Genomic DNA, 21322 nt, shown 5'->3' with positions numbered 1-21322 from the left:
GGCGGGGGTTCACACGTACTCGATCTCCTGGACCCCCTGGCGCCGGGAGTAGTCGAGCAGTGTGCGCACCTCGCGGCTGATCGGACCGCGCCCGCGCACCATGCCGACCGTCCGGATCAGCCTCGGGCTCATCGACCGCACGGCCACACTCGACGCGAACGGCTGGGCCAGGTCGGCGTACCACAGCACCGAGCCGTGCCCGGCCACCACGCACGGGATCCAGGCCCCCCGGTCGTCGGTCTCCATCGCCACCGTCGGCCGCACCCCGGCGGTGGCGAACAACATCTCGAAGTCGGCCCGTCGCGCGCTGCGCCGGGACGGCAGGATCATCGGCAACTCCTCCAGGTCCGTCCAGGAGACCGGATCCGGCAGCCGGGTGTGCTTCGGCGAGACCAGCACCACCTCGTACGAGCGCAGCGGCAACACCTCGAAGCCGCCGGGCGCGGGCAGGTCCACCATCGCGATGTCGGTCGCGCCCGAACGCAGCGACGCGAACAGCGCCTCCCGGCTGTCCTGTCGATCCACCACGATGTGCAACTCCGGGTACTGCTTGGCCAGTCCGGGCAGCAGGCAGCTCGTGCACTCGATCGCGAGCGTGGCGGTCGCGGCGAGGTGCACCGTACCGCTGTGCGTCGGCTCCTCGACGTGCACGATGTCCTTGATCGCCTGCACGCCGCGCAGCACCTTGCGCGCGAGGTTGATCACCTGGACCCCGGCCGCCGTGGGCACGAGACCCCGGCCCACCCGGGCGAACAGGACGACGTTCAGCTCGCGTTCGAGGCTCTGCAACGACCGGGAGAGCGCGGGCTGCACGACGAACAACTCCTGCGCGGCGCCGGTCAGACTGCCGTGCTCGGCGACGGCGATGAGGTAGCGCAACTGTTGGAGGGTCACGGGGTATCGATGCCTCCGCCCGGGAGCAGGATTTCGACCCGCTCGTGTGCCCGGGTGCGCAATAGCGTCCGGTGTGCCGCACGGTGCCTGTCGACCATGGTGTTCCTCCAGGGTGAGACGTGGTGCCGGGGGGCGACTGAAACGGGGCGCGACATCGATGACGGAGCGACCGCGCGGGCCGGCGCGGTACGCGGGGCGGCTGCCCCGAACACCGCGCCGGCCCGCCCGGCGGTGCCGCGTTGCGCTGCGACCGGCACGGTTCGACCGGTGCGCCGTGGACGGATTGGGTAATCGGTTCGTTGCAATCCGTTCACTACGACTGTGGATCAGAACCAGTTCACGGTCCAGCGAAACGCGGCGTCGGCTTTCGCCCCGGCGGAATCGGTGGCGCTCACCTCGGCGGCGAACGTCCCCACACCCCACGCCCGACCCGAGATCACACACGTCGACGCGTTCAGGAACAGCCCCGCCGGCAGATTCCGCCCGACGCACGAATACGGCGCCGTCCCACCCGAGACCCGAAGCGCCAGATTCACCTGCTGATTGAACTTCGACGTCTGCGCCCCCGGATCGGCAATCGTCACGGTCGAAGGACCCGGACCACCCGGGATCGCCTCGGGAGGCAACGGGACCACCCAGAGCGGGCTGTTCGCGCCTTCGGAGCCGACGTAGAGCGACTTGCCGTCGGGGGCGTACATCAACGATTCGCCCTGGGTCGTGCTCGGCGCGGCGAACTTGGCGAGTTGCTGCCCGGGCGCCGAATACACGGTGATGTCGGAGTAGTTGCGGATCGCGAACGAGCGTCCGTCGGGCGCGAACGCGCCGTCGGTCGCGATGTCCGGGGCCGGTCCGACCCGGGTGAGTTCGTTGACCTGGTCGCTGCGCAGGAGCGGCGGCGCCTGGTAGAGCGAACCGGGCGCGCCGAAGAGTTTGCTCGCCACGTAGAGGCGGTTGTCGCGCGGGTCGATCAGCGCGGTTTCGGCGTCGTGCGCGCCGTCGGCGAAACGCAGCGGGAAGCTCGTGGCCGGCACGGTGTCATCGGCGAGCGTCGCGGGCTCGGCGATGCGGTACAGCGTCACCTGGGTCCGGGTGCCGAAGTTGTTGCCGATGTCGGCCGCGAAGATCGCGGGGTTGCCCGCGTCGTCGGTGCCGACCGAGATCGCCTCCCAGTCGGTGTTGGTCGCGCCCGATACGTGCAACACCGCGACGGTGCGGCAGGTGTTCGTGTCGATCGCGAACACGTCGGGCGCGTTTCCGCTGTCGTTGAGCGTGTAGGCGATGCCCGGGTGTCGGGAACTGGGCGCCAGGCCGCTGGATTCGCCGATGCGCGCATCGGCGAGGGTGCACTGGACGTGGGGTGGGTCGGCGGCGTGCGCGGGGGTGATGCCGACCGCCGTGGCCAGGCCCGTGGCGAGCGCGGCGACGGCGGCGGTGCGGGCGATGCGCAGGGGTCCGGCGGCCCGGCGGCGACCGGGCGGTGCGGGCGTGTCGATCGGGGGGCGGGTTTCCGGTGGGGTCGCGGAACGTGATCTGTTCATGTTTCCAGGAGATGAGGCCGCTCTCACCCGCGTCCAATACCGGTCCGGCATGCATTCATGACGGAACGACATGGCTGCTCCGGTGGTGCACCGCTTGGGCATCGATGCATGCGCGCCGGGTCGGCATACGGCCGGAGACCGCCGCGTCGATCGGCCGAACCGGCGTGTCTCCCGGCCAGTTCAGGCCCCCTGTGCCGAGCGGAATCCGGCTCCCGTGGGGCGGGCAGGGCCCGACTCCCCTGTGCGCGGCGGGCGTTGTTTCGTCCGGGTGCCGAAGCCACGCTGCGGTTCCGCTTCGTCCACGCCAAGGAGGCGCCAGGTCATGGCTCACTTCCGATCCGGGTCCCGGTCGACGGCCCGGGGCAAACCCCGATCCACCACCCTTCTCGCATTGTCCGTCGGGGTCGTACTCGGTGCGATCGCCGGCGTCACCGCCCCGGCCTCGGCCGGTCCGTCCGAGCGGGTGCCGGCCGCTCGCACGGTCGCCGGCGCGATCCCGCGCTACGACCACGTGGTGGTCGTCGTGCACGAGAACGCCAACCAGGAGGAGATCATCGGCAGTTCGCAGGCGCCGTATCTCAACCAACTGGCCGCCAGCGGCGCCTCCCTGACCGACTTCCACGGCGAGACGCACCCCAGTCAGCCCAACTACCTGGCGATGTTCTCCGGTTCCGCCCAGGGTGTCACCGGCGACGAGTGCCCGCCGCCGGGCTCGCCGTACAGCGCGGACAACCTCGGCCGGCAGCTGATCGACGTCGGTGCCACGTGGGGCAGTTACAACGAGGACTGGTCGGCGGCCGATCCCGGGGCATGTACGAGTGGTTCGTATGCGCGCAAGCACAACCCGTGGTTGTCCTTCGCCAACGTACCCGCGGCCACCACGTATCCGATGACCGCGTTCCCGACGGATTACACCGCCCTGCCCACGGTCTCCTACGTGGTGCCCAACCTGTGCAACGACATGCACGACCGCCTGTTCAACCCGGCGTGCGGGATCTCCACCGGGGACACCTGGACCCGGAACAAGCTGAGCGGCTACGCGGAATGGGCCAAGACGCACAACAGCCTGCTGGTGGTCACGTGGGACGAGGACAACTTCCGCAGCGAGAACCGGATCGCGACCATCCTGTACGGCGCGCACGTCAAGCCGGGTCGATATGCGGGCCGCAAGGACCACTACAGCCTGCTGCGCACCTTCGAGGACATGTACGGCACCCGGCGCTCCGGCCAGGCGGCGACCGCGGCCCCGATCACCGAGGTATGGGGCGACGATGGTCCGGGTCCTTCGACCGTGACGATTGCCGATCCGGGGGCGCAGACGTCGAAGTTCAATCAGCAGGTGAATCTGGCGCTTCGGGTCTCGGGTGGGACGGCGCCGTATTCATGCGTTGGGAGGAATCTGCCGGCGGGGCTGTTCCTGAACGCGTCGACGTGTGTGATCTCGGGTCGGGCGTGGGGTGTGGGGACGTTCGCCGCCGAGGTGAGCGCCACCGATTCCGCCGGGGCGAAAGCCGACGCCGCGTTCCGCTGGACCGTGAACTGGTTCTGATGGTGGGCGAGTTCCGGCGTTGAGCCGATTCCGATCGCTCGACGCGTCGAGCGGGTGGGTGTCGAGGGCTCGAACCAGCCCTCGGCGCCCGCCACTTCCTTCCTTCCTGCCCGTGTCCGGCCGCCCGGAGGTCCCGGATGTATCTGTCGTCCAGTCGTTCCGCCGACCTCGCGTCCGGTGCGCGTGATCCGAGGGCGCAGGCGCCGGCGCCGACCCGCCGTGGCGTACGGCGGGTCGCGCCCGTGGTGCTCGTCCTCGGCGTGGTCTCGCTGGTGACCGACGTCTCGGCGGAGATGGTCACCGCGGTGCTCCCGGTCTATCTCGTGCTCGGACTCGGGCTCTCACCCATGGCGTTCGGCATGCTGGACGGCCTGTACAACGGCGCCACCGCGGCATCGCGGCTGCTCGGCGGGCATGTCGCGGACCGCTTCCGCCGACATCGCACGGTCGCCGCGGTCGGCTACGGGATCTCGGCGGGATGCAAACTGCTGCTGCCGGCCGCCGGCGGGGTCGCGGCGATCGGCGGGGTGCTCGCGGCGGATCGGGCCGGCAAGGGACTGCGAACCGCGCCGCGCGACGCGCTGATCTCGATGGCCGCGCCGCCGGCCGCGCAGGGGCGGGCGTTCGGGGTGCATCGGGCGATGGACACGGCGGGGGCGCTGTTCGGGCCGCCGGTCGCGCTCGCGGTGTTGTGGGTGACGGCCGACGCGTACGACGCGGTGTTCGTACTGAGCTTCTGCTTCGCCGCGTTCGGGCTGCTCGTACTGCTCCTGTTCGTCCGCGACCCGGCGGCCGGTACCGGGAAGGTCGGGGTGCGACGCGCGCCGGTGCGACTGCGGGACGCGGCGGCGGTGTTGCGGGTGCCGGGCTTCGCCCGGGTGTGTACGGCCGCGCTGCTGCTCGGCGCGGCGACCGTCGGGGACGCGATGGTGTACCTGCTGCTGCAACGGCACACCGACCTGTCGCCGCACCTGTTCCCGCTGTTGCCGCTGGGCACCGCGCTGGTCTTCCTGCTGTGCGCGGTCCCGGCCGGCACCGCCGGGGATCGGTACGGGCGCGGCCGGGTCTTCCTGGCGGGACACGTCGCGCTGCTCTGCGGCTACCTCGTGCTGCTCGCGCCGCTGCCCGACCGGGTGTCGATCGTGGCGATCCCGACCCTGCTCGGGGTGTTCTACGCGGGCACCGACGGCGTTCTGATGGCGCTTGCCGCACCGGCCGCACCGGCGGAACTGCGCGGCGGGGCGCTGGCGTTGGTGCAGACCGGGCAGGCGGGCGGACGGGCCCTGGGCGCGGCCGGGTTCGGCGCGGCGTGGACCCTGTACGGCCCGCACACCGCCGTGCTGCTCGCCGCCGCCGGGCTGGCCCTCGCGCTGGTCGCCGCCGTCGCGCTACTGGCCGCCGGCACACTCGCCCCGGGCGCCGGGGCTTCGGCCGACTCGAAGGGGGCTTCCCGATGACCCGTACCGCGCGCCTGACCGTGCTCACCGTGGTCACCGCCCTCCTCGTCGGCCTCGCCGTGCTGTACACCCTGCGGGCGGCGGGCGACGCACGCGCGGGGCGGGACGGCGACTACACGGCGCTGAGCCTGGACCGTCCGGGCCGGATCGTGTTCCGCAGCACCGCCGCCGACGCCGGCCGGGACCACCTCGCGGCGGTCGACGCGGCGCGCCCCGGTGAGCAGCGAGCCGTGGCCTCGCGTGGGTGCCTGGTCTTCCACGCCGCGCACGGCACGGGGGTGTGCCTGCAACCGGCCCGGTTGGCGCTCGGCACCTACGACGCGGTGCTCCTGGACACGAACCTGCGCGAGACGAGCCGGCGCGCGCTGGCCGGGACGCCCTCGCGCGCCCGGGTCTCGCCGAGCGGCCGACTGGTCGCGTGGACGTCGTTCGTCAACGGCGAGTCGTACGCCGGCCTGAACTTCTCCACCCGGACCGCGATCCTGGACACGCGCGGCGGCCGATTCGACGACAACCTGGAGTCGTACACGCTGCGCCGCGGCGACGAGACGGTCCGCTCCCCCGACGTCAACGTGTGGGGCGTGACCTTCGCGGCCGACGACAACACCTTCTACGCGACGGTGGCCACCGGCGGCCATACCTGGCTGGCACGCGGCGACGTGGCCGCCCGTACGCTGCGCACGGTGCGCGAGAACGCCGAGTGCCCGTCGTTGTCCCCCGACGGCACGCGCGTCGCGTACAAGAAGCGGGTCCCGGGCGCGGACGCCGACCGCCCGTGGCACCTGTTCGTACTGAACCTGGCCACCAACGTGGAAACCCCGCTCGCCGAGACCCGAACCCTCGACGACCAGGCGGAATGGCTCGACGACGCCCGGGTCGTGTACAGCCTTCCGGGCGACCTGCGCGGCGACGTCTGGACCGCGCGCGCCGACGGAACGGGCCGTCCGAGCCTGCTGATCCCACACGCCCTGTCCCCGGCCGTCCTGCGCGACTGAGTTTCCGAGACCCGCCGGCGGCGCAAGCTCCGACCGAAACCGGCGATCCGACCCATCGGAGGTATGTCATGTCGGCGCTGAAGGGCAAGTAGGCCGTGGTCACGGGAGGCTCACGCGGGATCGGGCGGGGCGGTGGTGGAGCGGCCGGCCCGGGACGGCGCGGAGGTGGTGTTCGGCTACGTCCGCGACGAGGCCGCCGCCGAGGCGGCGGTCGAGGCGGCGGGCGGCCGGGCCCGGGCGGTACGGGTCGACCTGGGCGAGCCGGGCGCGGCCGAGTCCTTCATGGCCACGGCCGACGAGCACCTGGGCGGCCTGGACATCCTGGTCAACAACGCCGCGACGGGCACCACCTCGACCCCGATCGCCGAGCTGACCGAACAGGACTTCGACCATGTCCTGTCCGTCAACACCAAGGCCCCCTTCCTGACCATCCGCTACGCGGCAAGCAAGGGCGCGTTGGAACAACTCACCAAGGTCGCCGCCCACGAACTCGGCCCACGAGGCATCACCGTCAACACGGTCGCCCCGGGCGCCACCGACACCGACCTCCTCAACGCGGCCAACTCCCCAGAGGCCCTGGCCGCCGTCCCCGCCCAAACCCCCCTACGCCGCCTCGGCCTCCCCACCGACATCGCCGACGTCATCGCCTTCCTGGCAGGCCCCGAAGCCCGCTGGCCAACCGCCCAAACCCTCCACACCAACGGCGGCCTCGGCTGACCACCCGGAACGCGTGGATGGAGCGGACCAAGATCGGGCATTACGTCGAAAAGCGGGCGGAGACCACCGCCTGCACGGCCGTTCCGCGTATCCCGGGAGGCGATTCCCATCAGCTTGACCCACCCCGAGTTCGAGCGCGCCACCGAATCCCTGGCCATCGGACCCAGGCGTCACGATCTGTTGGATACATACCTGCGCTGGACGAACGACCCCGTGGTCATGCGCGGTAACGGTCGTTTCGCGCCGGAGGAACGTGAAGTGCTCCGCGCCGCACTCGACGTCATGATTGCGGGGCCCAACGCTCACTTCACCGTGTACGACCGCCTTCGCGCGGATCCTCACGGGGGACCGCTTCCGATCGGCACCGCGACCTTGTCCATCGACCACCCCGTTGCCGCGGCCGAGTTCTTCATCACCCTGGGCGAGGAGGGCCGCGGCCGAGGACTCGCGGCCCCCGCAACCCGCCTGGTACTCGACTTCGCGTTCGAGGAAGCCGGTTTGGAGAACGTGTTCCTCGCGGTCTTGGAACCGAACGTGGCGGCCATCCGGGCCTACACACGGGCGGGATTCCAACGCATCGGCCACCGCCGCCGCAGCGCGCTGTGGGCCGGCAGTCGGGTGGACGAAGTCCTGATGGACGCCATCCCGACATCATTGGAACCGGCCTGAATGGCCGACCGGGTCAAGCCGAATGGCCCGGGAGCGCGGTGACGGAGCCCTGGAGTGGCAGTGGGTGTCGGCCCCGACGCGTGTGAGAGGACCTGCGTGCTCCCGACGCCCGGCGATGCGATGTGGCTTGGGCCGCCGTCCTAGGCGAGGACCCGTTCGTGGGCCTGGGTGGCGGAGATGAGGTCGGCCAGGGAGGTGCGGGTTTCCGAGAGTGCGGAGATGCGGTTGTCCAGACCTTCGAGGTGTTGTCGGAGGGTCTCCAGCGTGCATTCGGCGATCGTGCCGTCTTGGCGAATGCACGGTTGCAGGTCGCGGATGACGCGGGTCGGCAGGCCGGCATCCAGTAGCGCGCGGATGCGTCGGACTATGGCGGGAGCGCCGTCGCCGTAGCGGCGGTGGCCGCTGTCGAGGCGGTCGGGCTCCAGGAGGCCTTGCTCCTCGTAGTAGCGCAGCAGTCGGACCGGGGTGCCGGTGATGGCGGCTAGCTCACCGATCTTCATGTGCTGCTCCTCACATCCCCTTGAATCTCACATCGATGTGAGATCTTAGCGTGGGGTCATGACGAACACAGCTCGCCCCCTGGCCCTTTACGGATTCCTGCGCCCCCGGCCGGAGTACGCGGACGAAGTCCGGCGCACCCTCTCCTCTTTGGTGGAACCCACCCGGCAGGAGCCCGGCAACCTGCAGTACCACCTCCACGAGCACGAGGACGGCCGCTTCTTCCTCTACGAGGTCTGGCGCTCCCAGGAAGACCTGGACCGACACAACACGATGCCGTCGCTGCGCGCCTTCCTGGACAACCTGTCGACCTACCTGGAGGAGGCCCCGGAGGTCTACTTCGACACCATGCTCAGCCCGTACGCCGAGCCGGAACCGATCCCCGCCTGAGACACACGCCGCACATGCAAGGCGCTCGACCGGAAACCCGGTCGAGCGCCTGCGTGCCTTCACGCCGACCGCGCGTCAGACCCCACGCAGCGTCGACACCAACGCCGACCAGGAGCCCGGGGCGACAACGAGGTGACCAACGCTCGGGTCTTTCGAGTCCCGAACCGGCACGACCTCAAAGCCGGGGGCAACTTCCACGCAGGCACCTCCATCCCCGTTGCTGTGGCTCGACTTGCGCCACACCGCATCGCCGAGACGGGGAACTTGGATCATGACTGCTTCTCCTTGATGACCGCCGTAATCAGGGCTGCCGATTCACCCGGCGTCAGCGCTTCGGCGCTAACCCGATCGTAGGACCGCCGACGAGCCCGCACAGTATCCGGGTCTTCGAGAAGTTGCCCGTTGACGAGCCCTTCGAGATACGCGACCTGCCCACCGTCGGACAAGCCAAGCATGATCAGCGGGGCGCCCAGAGCGGCGTGTGCACCTCGGGCAAGCGGAGCAACCCGCAGGAGCGTTCGCGACGTGTCCACGAGGGGCAACAGGGCTTCGAGTTGCGCACATAGAACGGCAGGACCGCCAACCGCCCGCCTGATGACTGTTTCGTCGAGCACGGCGGAAACGTAGGGCGGGTCGGAGCCGCGCAGCCGAGCCTGACGACTCATTCGAAGGTCCACCATGGACTCGATCGTGTCGGCCGTGGCGTCCGGGTTCACTGCTTCAAACAGCGCACGAGCGTACTCGGGGGTCTGCAAGAGACCTGGAACCACGTACGGCGCGTACTCGGCGATCTCCCTTGCTCCGTCTTCGAGTCGCATGTAATCGCGATACCGGTTTGGCCACCGCTCATCCTTGATCATGTCCCAGAGAACGGCGAACATGCCGTGGGTTCCCATGAGTTCGTCCAACTTCGCGGGCAGCTCCGGCGGGATGGGGCTGCCGTTTTCGTAACGAGACCATGTCGACGTCGAATAGCCGTACGCCGCCGCCATGTCGGCCAGCGTCAGGCCCATCCGTTCGCGCTGCGCCCTCATAGCGAGTCCGAACCGGTGCAAACGTTTTTCGCCATCGGGAGCTGCCTCGAAGCGCACGGGGGTCACCCACCTTTCCCACAAAAAGTCGGGACGGGCGCTCACTCCAAAGTGGCGATGCGCCGCGCCACCATCGCAATACGCACAGTGAAGCGCGGACATCGTGAGGAGCGCAGTCGAATGCGAGACCTGGAACCAAACGAACGCAGCCCGAAGCGTGCCGCCGGCAGTGGCCGGATGTGGCTTGCGGTCTACCACGTCGACCAATCCGGAACCCACATGGTGAAGCCACCCGAGTTGTTCACCGGCGGACCCTCTACGTGGCCGTTCGGCGACGGATCCATGTCCACCAACCCGCCCTGCAAGTGCTCGCCGGATTGCCGCTACCCGGGTCCCGGCACGCCGCTGCGCGCGACCTCGTCACCACATCCGGGAAGGACACCGACAACGTGAGGAATTCTCTTGCCCGCGCGTTCACTTGGGTGCTGCGGCTCCTTGCTCCCGCGCCGCGCGTCCGGCGCGGGAGCTGGGCCGAGCGAAGCCCGCGACCGTTCGAGCCCGCCACACCGAAGCCGGCCGCCCGCTGCGGTGGGTGGCGGGACTTCGTGCCGCCGGGGCCGGCCGGTGACGAGCCGCCCGTGCAGGACTCGGCGACAGTCGTTCCGCCGTACCTGATGACGCCGGGCGAACTCGCCGCGCGGCGACGACGCTTCGCCGACTCGGGCACGGACGACGCCCGCGCGCGGCCCGCCCACGACTGGGCCGTGGCCGCGCGCGCGGCGGGGGTTATGGCGTGAACCCGCAGGCCGGCCGGCCGCGTTCAGGCCCGCCGGTGCACCACGCGCGCCGACGTTTGGTCCCGCGCCAGCACCGTCATCGCGTCGATGTTCACGTGCGGCGGCCGGGTCGCCACCCACCCCACGCACTCCGCGATGTCCTGGGCCACCAGCGGCGTCATCCCCGCGTACACCGCCGACGCGCCCTCGGCGTCCCCGCCGAGCCGGTTCAGCGTGAACTCGGTCTCGACCATGCCCGGATCGATCTGGCACACCCGCACCGGCTGCCCGCGCAGTTCAAGGCGCAACACCCGCGTCATCGCCGTCACCGCGTGCTTGGCCGCGTTGTACCCGGCGCCGCCCTCGTACGGCTCCCGCCCCGCCACCGACCCGATCGTGATCACCTGACCGTCGCCGGAGGCGATCAGCAGCGGCAGGAACGCCTTCGTCACCCGCAACGTCCCGAGCACATTCGTCTCGTACATCGCCGTCCACGCCGCCTCGTCGGCCTCCGCCACCGACTCCGTCCCGCGCGCGAAGCCCGCGTTGTTGACCAGCACATCACAACGCTCCACCTCGGCGGCGAACGCGGCGACCGAGTCCGGATCGGCGACATCCAGCGGCAGCGCCCGGCCCCTTCCGGCGCAGCGCGCGACCACCTCCTCCAACCGGTCCTTGCGCCGCGCGCCCAGCACCACGTCGTAGCCCAGACTCGCCAGGTGCACGGCGGTCGCGGCGCCGATCCCGCTGCTGGCGCCGGTCACCACCGCACAACCTCGGGGCGCGGAAGCAGGGTTCGCGGTCTCGTCCTGGCTCATCACGGCATTCCTCTCGTCGACGCCGGCCTCCCCGCACCGTATGCCGGATCGCCCCGCCCCCACATCGCCGCCCTCCGGTTCAGCCGGAGGATCCGCCCTGCCCCGACGTCCAGGGCCACCCCAACCGCCCCCGCCGCTGCGGCGGCGCGGCCGACTCGGCACGCTCGGACGGCGGCGCGGAAAGGGCCTGCCCCACCGGCAACGGCGGCAGCGCCTCGCGGTCCAACCACGCCTCGAACAACGTGTCCAGCGGCCGGGAGGCGTACCGCGCCGCGTGCGCGGTGAAGTCGTCGGTGGTCACCAGCCCGTGCCGGTGTGTCGTGGCCCAGTCCCGCAACATCGCGAAGAACGCCACATCGCCCAGCGCACACCGCACCGCGTGCACGGTCAGCGCGCCCCGCCCGTAGATGCGGTCGTCGAAGATCAGCTTCGGGCGCGGCGACCCGAGCAGCAGGTCCTGCGGTCGCCCGCTCAGGTCGGTGTGCTCGATCGCGGCCTGCACGGCGGCGCTGCGCCCGCCCGAGCGCTCGGACCACAACCACTCCGCGTAGCGCGCGAAGCCCTCGTTCAGCCAGATGTGCCGCCAGTCGGCCAGACCGACGCTGTTGCCGAACCACTGGTGCGCCAACTCGTGCGCGACCAGCCGTTCGGCCCCGCGCGCCCCGTCCACGTGATTGGCCCCGAAGGTGGCCATCCCCTGCGCCTCTATCGGGATGTCCAGGTCGTCGTCGGTGACCACCACGGTGTACTCGCCGAACGGGTACGGCCCGAACAGCTCCTCGAACAGCGTCATCATCTGCGGCTGCCGGCCGAAGTCCGACCGGAACCGGGACACCAGCCGCGCCGGCACGTGCGCGACCTGCGGTACGCCCGTCCCCGGCAGCGGAACGGTCTCGTAGCGCCCGATCGAGACGGTGACCAGGTAGCTCGCGGTGGGCGCGGGCTGCTCGTAGACCCAGGTGGAGTTGCCGCCCCGGCTGCTGCGGGTGAGCAGCCGGCCGCCCACCACCACGGCGTACATCGACGGCGCGGTGACCGAGATCTGGTAGGCCGCCTTGTCGTCGACCCGGTCGTTGCACGGGTACCAGGACGGCGCGCCGATCGGCTGACCGGCCACGAGCGAGCCGTCGGTCAACTCCTCCCAGCCGACCCCGCCCCAGGGGCTGCGTACCGGCTTGGGGTTGCCGACGTAGTGCACCTCGACGGTGAACGCCGCCCGGGCCCGGATCGCCGTACCCGGCCGCACCCGCAGCTTGCCCGCGCGGTGCGTGTAGCGCGCCTGGTGGCCGTCCACGAGCACCCGACCGATGCGGAACTCGGCCAGGTCGAGCACGATGTCGCCGAGCGGACGATCCCCGGCCACCGCGCCGATCCGGGCGCTGCCGGCCAGGCGGTTGGGACCCGGGCGGTAGTCCAGGGTCAACTCGTAGCGGTGGACGCGATAGCGCGGGTCGCCGTGTGTGGCGAAGTACGCCTCGCCGGCACCCGTGCGCGCCCCCTGGTCGCTCACCGATTCGTGCTCCGTCCCCGTCGCGCCCACCGTCGCGGGACGAGCCGCGTCGCGCGACGCCGTCTCGAAACGCATTACCGTCGCCAGGCCTCGATCGGATTGCCCAGCCAGCCGGTGTCCTCCGGAACGGTCTCGCCCCGCATCACCAGCGAGGCGGGGCCCAGCGTGCTGCGTGCCCCGATCGTGCTGCCGGGCAGTACGATCCCGCGCGGGCCGAGCGTGGCGCCCTCGCGAAGGATCACAGTATCCATGCGCATGATCCGGTCGTGGAAGAGATGCGTCTGGAGTACGCAGCCGCGTCCCACGCTCACCGCGTCCTCCAGGGTTACCAGGTCGGCCTCGGGCAGCCAGTAGCTCTCGCACCACACGCCGCGCCCGATGTGCGCACCCAGGCCGCGCAGCCACAGGTTGAGCACGGACGTCCCGGAGACCCGGCCGACCAGCCACGGCACGGCCAGCACCTCGACGAAGGTGTCGGCCAGCTCGTTGCGCCACACGAAGCCGCTCCACAGCGGGTGCTCGACCGGGCGGAAACGCCCGACCAGGAGCCACTTGGCCGCGATCGACACCACACACGCCGCCACCCCGCAGGCGAGCAGGACCAGGCCGGAGAGCAGCGCGGCCAGGACGAGCGAGTACGTGCCCAGCCAGGCCAGCGCGGCGAGGCTGAGCAGCGCCAGCGCCGCCGAGCACAACACCGGGATCGCCCGGCACAGCTCGACCAGGCCGCGCGCCCAACGCAGCCGGGCCGGCGGGTCGTAGGTCAGGCCCTGGTCGGCGACGTCGGCCGAGCGCGGCAGGCGCATCGGCGGCATGCCCAGGTACGAGCCGCCCTTCTTGGTCTTCTTCGGCGTCGCCGACAACACGCCGACCAGGCCGCGCGCGGGCACCGAGCGGCCGGGGGCGGTCATCCCGGAGTTGCCCAGGAAGGCGCGCTCGCCGATCGTCGCCGCGCCGATCCGGATCCACCCGCCGCCGAGTTCGTAGGAGGCGATGAGCGTGTCGTCGGCCAGGAACGCCCCGTCGCCGACGGTGGTCAGGCTCGGCAGCGCCAGCACGGTGGACGCCTCGACGCCCTTGCCCACCTTCATCCCCAGCGCCCGCAACCACACCGGCGTGAACAGGCTCGCGTAGATCGGGAACAACTTCTCCCGGGCCAGGTCCATCAACTGGGTGACGGTCCACGCCTGCCAGCCGATCCGGCCGTGCAGCGGGTGGTAGCCGGGACGCAGGCCCACGCTGAGCAGCCGCACCAGGAGCACGATCGACAGCGCGTACACCGCGGCAAACGCGGCGACCGCCGGAACCAGTGCGAGCAGCGCGCCGCCGAGCGCAGTGCCGAGCCCGTCGCCGGGGTGCACGAACGCGCCGAGCACCGCCAGCGCGGGCAGCGCGGCCAGGACCGGGAGCAGCGTCGGCAGCAGCCCGGCCACCCCGTACAGCACCGACCAGAAGGCCCGACGCGGCGGCCGGTCGCCGAACCGGCCCCGGTCCACCTTGCCCAGCCGTATCGCCGGCACCCCGCCCCAGCGCCGGCTCGGCGGCACGTTGCCGGTGACCGCGGAGCCCGCCGCGACCTCTGCCGAGCGGCCGATCCGCGCGCCCGGGAAGAGCGTGCTGCGGGTGCCCACGATCGCGCCGGCGCCGACCTTGATCGCGCCGATCTCCAGGCGGTCGCCGTCCAGCCAGTGGCCGGACAGGTCCACTTCGGCCTCCACCGCGCAGCCCCGGCCGAGCTTGAGCAGGCCGGTGACCGGCGGCAGCGTGTGCAGGTCGACGTCGCGGCCGACCTTGGCGCCGAGCGCGCGGGCGTAGCGCAGCAGCCAGGCCCCGGACAGCGAGGTCGCCCCGCTCGCGTCGGCCAGTTGTTCGGCCGCCCACAGGCGCAGGTGCACCCCGCCGCCGCGTGGATACGTTCCCGGGCGCAGCCCGCGCAGCAGCAGTCGGGCGCCGCCTGCGGAGATGGCCACCCGGCCGGGCGGGCTGAACAGCACGGCCCAGCCGGCCGCGACCCACCACCAGGACGCGGTGGGCGCCCACGGGTAGTGGCCGAACCAGGCGGCCACGTTGCCGAGCGCGAGCAGCCCGACCGTCCAGCGCAGGCCGATCAGCGTGTACAGCGGGACGAGCAGGAGCAGCTGGGCCACTCGGGCCCGGGTCGGCGTGGGCGCCACTTTGCGGCTCGCGCCCGCGTCCTGGGCCGAGCGCTCCAGCCGGCGGGCGAGTTTGCGCAGCGTGGGCTGCTGGTAGATGTCCGCGACGGCGGCGGCCGGATATCGCTCGCGCAGCAGTGTGGTGAGCCGGGCGGCGGCCAGGCTGTTCCCGCCGATCGCGAAGAAGTCGTCCTGCGCGGTGTCGGGGGCGATGCCGAGCACGTCGGTCCACTGCTCGGCGAGCCAGGCTTCGGTGCCGTACAGCTGTTCGGTGGGGCCGCTGTCCTCGGTGTCGGCGAGCGGCCAGGGCAGCGCGTCGCGGTCCACCTTGCCGGAGGTGCGGGTGGGCAGGTCGGCGACCGGGGCGAGGCGGGGTACGAGGGCGGCGGGCAGTTCGGCGCGCAGCCGGGCCACCGCGTCCTCGCGGTCCCAGCCGTCGCCGGTGACCAGGTAGCCGACCAGGAGCTGGTTGCCGCCCTTGACGGTGCGAACGGCCGCGGCGGCGCCGACCACGCCGGGCAGTGCCTGAAGGGCGGCGTCGATCTCGCCCAGTTCGATGCGTCGGCCGCCGAGCTTGATCTGCTCGTCGCCGCGGCCGACGAAGACCAGGCCCTCGGCGTCGGCGCGGACCACGTCGCCGCTGCGGTAGGCGCGCGCCCAGCCCATCGATTCCAGCGGGGCGTACTTCTCCGCGTCCTTGGCCGGGTCGAGGTAGCGGGCCAGGCCGACGCCGCCGATCACGAGCTCGCCGGTCTCGCCCATCGCGACGGGGCGGCCCTCGGCGTCGACCACGGCCAGCTCCCAGCCGTCGAGCGGCAGGCCGATGCGGACCGGGCCCTCGCCGGTGAGCGGCGCGGCGCAGGCGACCACGGTGGCCTCGGTCGGGCCGTACGTGTTCCACACCTCGCGGCCCTCGGCGACCACCCGCTCGACCAGCTCCGGCGGGCAGGCCTCGCCGCCGAAGATCAGCAGGCGTACATCGAGCAGCGCCTCGGTCGGCCACAGCGCGGCGAGGGTGGGCACGGTGGAGACCACGGTGATCTCCTGCTCGGCCAGCCAGGGTCCGAGATCCGCGCCGGAGCGCACGCGCGAGCGGGGCACGGTGACCAGGCAGGCGCCGTAGCGCCAGGCCAGCCACATCTCCTCGCAGGACGCGTCGAAGGCGACCGACAGGCCCGCCATGACCCGGTCGCCGGGGCCGATCGGCTCGTCCTGGAGGAAAAGGCCGGCCTCGGCGTCGACGAAGGCGGCGGCGTTGCGGTGGGTGACCGCGACGCCCTTGGGCTTGCCGGTGGAGCCGGAGGTGAAGATGATCCAGGCGTCGTCGGCGGGGGTGGGGCGAGCGGGCGGGCGCGGGTGACTCACGTCGCGCGGGTCACCCACGTGAGTGACGCGGAGGTCGCGTTCGGCGCCCAGTACGGCGGCCACGCCGGCCTCGCCGAACACCAGGTCGGCGCGCTCGTCGGGGTCCTCGGCGTCGACCGGGACGTAGGCGGCGCCGGCGGCGAGCACGGCGAGGATGCAGACGTACAGGTCGTTGCTGCCGGAGGGCACCCGGACGCCGACCCGGTCGCCGACCCCGATCCCGGCCTCGGCGAGCCGTCGGCGCAGGCCCTCCACCTCGGCGGCCAGGGCACGATACGTGAGCGTACGGCGGCCGTCGTCGAGGGCGGGTTCGTTGGGGTGGGCACGGACGGTGGCGTCCAGGATGTCCACGAGCGTGCGGGGGGTCGACGCGGGCCGTCCGGAGTAGACGGCGGGGGTCGACGTGGGCGCGGTACCGAACGGATCGTCGGTGGCGCGCAGCGGTAGCGCTATGGCCATGAGGTCCTCATCCCTGGTCCCCGTCAAGGCCTGCGATCGGCTCCCGGGGAGGTGTCGCGGGCCCGGCCCCTGGCCGACCGGGTCGCTTCTCGAGCGTGGCAACCCGACCGACACTAACCCCGTTCACCTCGAAGCCACGACTCGTGATGCGATCAACTACCGCTGAAACAAAGGAAACTGACGCATCATCAGTTACAAGTTGACGGAGCGTCAGATCTTAAACTCCTTATCCGCCAAGGCTCCTGACACCGAGTCAGCTCACAACCCGGATTACCCTCGACCGCAACCACATGTGACCCACGCAACACCGTATCCCCGCCCCACCCACCCGGCGACCGAAGCTCCCCCGAACGACTGACCCCGGCTCGGCGGTCCTGGAGGCCCGGATCGCCGCGCACCGGACGACGGCCGCACCCGGCGGAGCGGGGCATCCTCCCGGGAGCCGGCCGGGGGTTGTCCCCAGGAGCCGCCGGGCGTCGGCACCATGGGCACCGGGGGTCGACGTGGATTGACTTGTGGGGTGCCTTCGACCCTTGCCCGCGCCCACAGGCGCCCCGCCGTACTCTCCGCCGTCCGCGGCAGGCTCGCCGATCTCGCCGGAAGCTTCGTGACACTCGCGCTCGGCGTCGCCGCTGTCACCGCGATGCTGCTCGTGCTCGCGTCGTCGGCCACGGCCCACGGCACGGGCGACGACCACGACGCCCTGGTCACCACGAACGCTCTGGCCGGTACCGCGGTCGGCACCGCGACGTTCGCCACCGTGTTCGTGGTGACCTCGACGTTCGCGTTCTCGGTCGCCCGGCGTCGGCGCGAGTTCGCGCTGTTGCGCACCGTGGGCGCGACCCCGCGCCGGGTGCGGCGGATGGTGCTGCGCGAAGCGGCGCTGTTGTCCGTGCCCGCGGGCGTCCTGGGGTGCCTGCTGGGGCGCTGGGCGGCGCCCGAGCTCCTGGCCTGGCTCGGGCGGCACGACCTGGCGCCCGCCGGGCTGCCGGCGAGCCGGGCGATGTGGCCCCTGTACGCCGCCTTCGCCACCGGCGTGGCCGTGGCCCTGTGCGGCGCGGTCACCGCGGCCCGGCAGGCGGCGCGCGTACGTCCCGTCGAGGCACTGCGGCAGGCGGAACTCGACGAGCCCGAGGCGGCGCGAGGGCGGCTGATCGTCGGCGCGATCCTGCTGGTCTCGGTGTTCGGCTACCTGCTGACGACCGCGCTGCTCATGCCGGAGGAGGCGATCCACCGCAAGCACCGCTCGGTCGCCCCGATGCTGATGATCCCCGGGGTCGCGCTTTTGGCACCGCCGGCGATTCGGGGGCTGCTGCACGCCCTGCGGCGGATGACCGCGCGCCGTGCCCCGCTCGTCTTCGAACTCGCCCGCTCGGGCGCGGCGGCGGCACCGAGGCGTACGGCCGCCACGGTCGCGCCGGTGCTGATGACGGTCGCGCTCGCGGCCACGCTGATGGCGGGGGCGGATACCGTGCAGGCGGCGAAGGTCCGGGAGAACCGGGCTCGAATCGCCGCGGACTTCGTCGTCGACGCCCGCGTGCCGGCCGACGAGCTGCGCGCGATACCCGGGGTGGCCGCCACCACGCCGGTGCCGATGACGGTGAAGATGACCCCCGCCGCGTCGAAGTGGATCGCCGTGGAGGCGTACGCGGTCGACCCGCGGGCCCTGGGCGACGCGCTGCGCCTGCGGGTCGCGTCCGGTGCGATCGCCGATCTGGACGAGGACGGGGTCGTCGTCCCGGACGACTGGGAGCAGCACGCCGTCGGGGCGCGGATTCCGGTGCGCTCGGCCGACGGAAGCGAACACCTGTTGCGGATCGTCGCCACGGTCGCCCCGGGAGCGAGCGGCGCGCCGGTGCTGCTGAGCCGGTCGTACGCGCCGGCGGAAGCGCGGCCGGACACGTTCGTTCGGGTGCGCCCGGGGACCGACCGGGAGGGGGCCGAACGGGCGGTCCGCGCCGCGGCGGCCCGGCACGACGCGCGGGTGCGCACCGGCCGCGAGTGGGCCGCGGCGCAGGTCGGCGGGCCGGGCGAGGACCGCAAACGACTCGCGGTGGTGTTCGTGCTGGGTATCGCCGTGCTCTACGGGTGCGCGGCCATCGCGAACACGGCGGCGATGTCGGCCGCCGACCAGGCCCCCGCCTGGCGGGCCTTGCGGTCGGCCGGCGCGACGCCCGCCCAGGTGCGACGCACGGCGGCCACCGAGGCGGGGCTGACCGTGGCACTGGGCGTCCTCCTGGGCCTGGCGGCCACCGCCCTGACCCTGCTACCCCTGTGGACCGCGCTCGCACTGCTGGTCGGCGTGGGCCCGATCGCGATGCCGTGGACCGCGATCGCCCTGACGGCGGCGGCATCCGCGACGGTGGCCGTCCCCGCCGCCGCCCTGACCGCCCACCGCGCCATCGCCCCGCCCCGCACCCGCTGACACCGGACCCGGGCGGTCGGCTCAGTCGCCCGGCCGCCCCGCGCCCAGCGACACCCCGGCCAACCGCGCCGGCTCCGCGATCACCTCGATGTCGGTGATCCGCCCGTCCGCGAAGCTCAGCCGCAGTACCGCGAACAGTCGCCCACCCGGCGCGATCACGATGCCGGGCCGCCCGTCGACGAGGGCGACCGCGCCCAGCCGGGCCCGGTGGGCGAACATCCGGGTCTCCTCGGCCACCTCCCACGCACCCCGGACCTCGCCGGCCACCCCGGTCGGTACCGCGAACCGGTCGACGCGGCGCACCACGTCCGGCGCGAGCAGTTCGACCAGTGTGTCCAGATCGCCGCCGCGCGAGGCGGCCAGGAACGCGTCAACCACGGTGTAGTGGCGGGCCAGGTCGACCTCGTCGAGCGCGGCCCGCCCCCGTACCCGCTCGCGCGCCCGGCTGGCCAGCTTCTTGCTCGCCACCGGCGTACGTCCCACCACCGGCGCGATCTCGGCGAACGGCACGGCGAACATGTCGTGCAGGACGAAGGCAACCCGCTCGGCGGGGGTCAGCCGGCCGAGTACGACCAGCATGGCCAGGCCCACGGACTCGGCCAGCACCGCCTCGTGTTCGGGTTCGGGCCCGCCCGGCCGCTCCAGGACCGCCTCCGGCGCCGCCGTCAGCGGTTCCTCGCCTCGGGTCCGACGGATCCGCAACATGTCGAGACACACCCGCGCGGTGACCGTGGTCAGCCACCCGCCCAGGTTCTCGACGCCGTCGATCCCCGCCCGGTCGACCCGCAACCAGGCCGCCTGCACGGCGTCGTCGGCGTCGTCCAGCGAGCCGAGCATGCGATAGGCGACCGTGCGCAGGTGCTCACGATGTGCCTCGAAGCGCTCGGCCAGGGCCTCGGTTCCGTTCATGGTCACCTTTCCGATCAGGCATCAGTCAGAGGGGAGAAGAGCCGCTACCGAGCACGATGCCGATCGATGGAGGAGACGACAGCCGACTTTACCGCCGACCCATCGGCCTCTCGCGGCACCCGTGCCGCGCGCGGCAGGCGTGGCCCGAGCCCGAAAACCCGAGATCCCGCCCCCCTACGCCGGGCCGCCCCGGCGCGCTCCCGCACGCCCCGACACCGCCCCGACACCGGCCCGACGCCCCACCCCGACGCCCCAGGAGCCCCCCGTGAAGTTCTTCCGTCTCGACGCCGCCATCCGCGTCGAAGGCTCGATCAGCCGATCCCTCGCCGACCTCGCCGAGGCCGAGTGGGCCCGCGCGTTCCCGGACGCCGAGTTCGTCCGGCGCGACCTGGGTCGTCATCCCCTGCCCCCGGTCTGGCCGATCGCCGAGGCGAGCCGGACGACGCCGGAGCACGCCCGTACCCGGGAACAACGCGCGGCGACCGCGCTCGGCACGGAACTGGCCGACGAGTTCCTGTCCGCCGACGCCTTCCTCCTCGCCGTGCCGATGTACAACTTCGGCGTCCCCCAGCAGGTCAAGACCTGGATCGACCTGATCATCACCGACCACCGCGCCGCCGACGTCAGCCGCCCGATCGTGCCCGGCCGCCCGGCCCTGCTCGTCCAGGCCCGGGGCGGCGGCTACGCTCCCGGCACCCCCCGCGCCGGCTGGGACCACGCCACGCCGTACCTGCACCGCATCCTCGGCGACGTCTGGGGCCTGGACGTGGCCGCCGCCACGGCCGAACTCACCGCCGCCGACGTCAATCCCGCCCTCGCGGACCTGCGTCCGCTCGCCCACCAGTGCCTCGTCGACGCCCGAGCCGACACGATCCGCCACGCCCGCGCCATCGCCGACCGGCTGCACGCCGCCCCCAACTCCCCTGCACCCGAGCCGATCACGGCCTGACCGACCCGTCGCCGAGGGGGCGCGACGGCACCCGCCTCCGCCTCCTCGGCGCACCCGACGGACCGTCATGCGGCCTCTCCGGCCGCGATTTTCGCGTCCGCGAACATATTGGGTACAGATCGAGTACAGCCCCGATACGCGCCCGCATCGGCCATCCGGCCCGTCGGGCACCGGCAACAATCAGCCATCGCGGCCGGATTCGCCGTTATGTGCGAGCCGG

General features: G+C 72.3%; 17 protein-coding genes and 1 pseudogene. 9 read left to right on the top strand and 9 right to left on the bottom strand.

The genetic code is table 11. The features are described from left to right. Positions 1-9: 9 nt before the first annotated feature. Positions 10-894 carry a LysR family transcriptional regulator gene (locus ACWGR4_RS24105; RefSeq protein ID WP_379995717.1) on the bottom strand — a complete coding sequence of 295 codons (885 nt, stop codon included), beginning with the start codon at positions 892-894 and terminating at the stop codon, positions 10-12. 326 nt (positions 895-1220) lie between these two features. Further along, the gene (locus ACWGR4_RS24100) at positions 1221-2432 is read right to left on the bottom strand and encodes a putative Ig domain-containing protein (RefSeq protein WP_452129062.1); all 1212 of its coding nucleotides are present in this window, start codon (positions 2430-2432) and stop codon (positions 1221-1223) included. A 391-nt stretch (positions 2433-2823) separates the two neighbouring features. Here ACWGR4_RS24100 and ACWGR4_RS24095 point away from each other — a divergent pair, with 391 nt between their 5' ends. The 5 genes and pseudogenes from ACWGR4_RS24095 to ACWGR4_RS24075 all read left to right on the top strand — a co-directional run bounded on the left by ACWGR4_RS24095 (position 2824) and on the right by ACWGR4_RS24075 (position 7819). Beyond that, on the top strand, positions 2824-3981 hold the full coding sequence (locus tag ACWGR4_RS24095) for an alkaline phosphatase family protein (RefSeq protein WP_452129061.1): 1158 nt from the start codon (positions 2824-2826) through the stop codon (positions 3979-3981). A gap of 137 nt (positions 3982-4118) precedes the next feature. Next, positions 4119-5438 carry an MFS transporter gene (locus tag ACWGR4_RS24090; RefSeq protein WP_452129060.1) on the top strand — a complete coding sequence of 440 codons (1320 nt, stop codon included), beginning with the start codon at positions 4119-4121 and terminating at the stop codon, positions 5436-5438. Further along, on the top strand, positions 5435-6433 hold the full coding sequence (locus ACWGR4_RS24085) for a TolB family protein (protein WP_452129059.1): 999 nt from the start codon (positions 5435-5437) through the stop codon (positions 6431-6433). The genes ACWGR4_RS24090 and ACWGR4_RS24085 overlap by 4 nt, the downstream gene beginning before the upstream one ends. Before the next feature lie 95 nt (positions 6434-6528). Next, a pseudogene (locus ACWGR4_RS24080) lies at positions 6529-7150 on the top strand (SDR family oxidoreductase). Between the two features lie 114 nt (positions 7151-7264). Beyond that, entirely contained in the window at positions 7265-7819 is a 555-nt protein-coding gene (locus ACWGR4_RS24075; protein WP_452129058.1) for a GNAT family N-acetyltransferase, read from the top strand. Positions 7820-7959: 140 nt separating this feature from the next. Here ACWGR4_RS24075 and ACWGR4_RS24070 read toward each other — a convergent pair whose 3' ends face one another. Continuing rightward, positions 7960-8319, bottom strand: coding sequence for a MerR family transcriptional regulator (locus ACWGR4_RS24070; RefSeq protein ID WP_452129057.1), 360 nt, complete (start codon positions 8317-8319; stop codon positions 7960-7962). Positions 8320-8377: 58 nt separating this feature from the next. Between ACWGR4_RS24070 and ACWGR4_RS24065 the strand changes: the two genes are divergently transcribed. Beyond that, a complete protein-coding gene (locus ACWGR4_RS24065; RefSeq protein WP_452129056.1) occupies positions 8378-8707 on the top strand; it encodes a putative quinol monooxygenase in 330 nt (109 codons plus the stop codon). Between the two features lie 75 nt (positions 8708-8782). Here the strand turns inward: ACWGR4_RS24065 and ACWGR4_RS24060 are convergent, their stop codons facing one another. Continuing rightward, the gene (locus tag ACWGR4_RS24060; RefSeq protein WP_452129055.1) at positions 8783-8980 is read right to left on the bottom strand and encodes a DUF397 domain-containing protein; all 198 of its coding nucleotides are present in this window, start codon (positions 8978-8980) and stop codon (positions 8783-8785) included. Beyond that, positions 8977-9798: a helix-turn-helix domain-containing protein gene (locus tag ACWGR4_RS24055; RefSeq protein ID WP_452129054.1), complete on the bottom strand. Its 822-nt coding sequence runs from the start codon at positions 9796-9798 to the stop codon at positions 8977-8979. The genes ACWGR4_RS24060 and ACWGR4_RS24055 overlap by 4 nt, the downstream gene beginning before the upstream one ends. A gap of 389 nt (positions 9799-10187) precedes the next feature. Here ACWGR4_RS24055 and ACWGR4_RS24050 point away from each other — a divergent pair, with 389 nt between their 5' ends. Beyond that, positions 10188-10535 carry a hypothetical protein gene (locus tag ACWGR4_RS24050; RefSeq protein ID WP_452129053.1) on the top strand — a complete coding sequence of 116 codons (348 nt, stop codon included), beginning with the start codon at positions 10188-10190 and terminating at the stop codon, positions 10533-10535. A 23-nt stretch (positions 10536-10558) separates the two neighbouring features. On the opposite strand, the gene ACWGR4_RS24045 is transcribed toward ACWGR4_RS24050, so the two are convergent. The 3 genes from ACWGR4_RS24045 to ACWGR4_RS24035 all read right to left on the bottom strand — a co-directional run bounded on the left by ACWGR4_RS24045 (position 10559) and on the right by ACWGR4_RS24035 (position 16819). Next, positions 10559-11332, bottom strand: coding sequence for an SDR family NAD(P)-dependent oxidoreductase (locus ACWGR4_RS24045; protein WP_379995687.1), 774 nt, complete (start codon positions 11330-11332; stop codon positions 10559-10561). Between the two features lie 79 nt (positions 11333-11411). Then, positions 11412-12917 (bottom strand): M1 family metallopeptidase, encoded by a 1506-nt coding sequence (locus ACWGR4_RS24040; RefSeq protein WP_452129052.1) that lies wholly within the window; start codon positions 12915-12917, stop codon positions 11412-11414. Then, positions 12917-16819: a Pls/PosA family non-ribosomal peptide synthetase gene (locus ACWGR4_RS24035; RefSeq protein ID WP_452129051.1), complete on the bottom strand. Its 3903-nt coding sequence runs from the start codon at positions 16817-16819 to the stop codon at positions 12917-12919. Before ACWGR4_RS24035 ends, ACWGR4_RS24040 begins: the two co-directional genes overlap by 1 nt. A 520-nt stretch (positions 16820-17339) precedes the next feature. Between ACWGR4_RS24035 and ACWGR4_RS24030 the strand changes: the two genes are divergently transcribed. Next, positions 17340-19244: an FtsX-like permease family protein gene (locus ACWGR4_RS24030; protein WP_452134235.1), complete on the top strand. Its 1905-nt coding sequence runs from the start codon at positions 17340-17342 to the stop codon at positions 19242-19244. Positions 19245-19265: 21 nt separating this feature from the next. Here the strand turns inward: ACWGR4_RS24030 and ACWGR4_RS24025 are convergent, their stop codons facing one another. Further along, a complete protein-coding gene (locus ACWGR4_RS24025) occupies positions 19266-20153 on the bottom strand; it encodes a sigma-70 family RNA polymerase sigma factor (protein ID WP_452129049.1) in 888 nt (295 codons plus the stop codon). Positions 20154-20418: 265 nt separating this feature from the next. Between ACWGR4_RS24025 and ACWGR4_RS24020 the strand changes: the two genes are divergently transcribed. Continuing rightward, entirely contained in the window at positions 20419-21102 is a 684-nt protein-coding gene (locus ACWGR4_RS24020; protein ID WP_452129048.1) for an FMN-dependent NADH-azoreductase, read from the top strand. Positions 21103-21322 lie beyond the last annotated feature (220 nt).

The organism is Embleya sp. NPDC055664 (genome assembly GCF_053618075.1).
The sequence above is the reverse complement of the archived record's forward strand: the minus strand, read 5'-3'. Positions and strand labels throughout refer to the sequence as shown.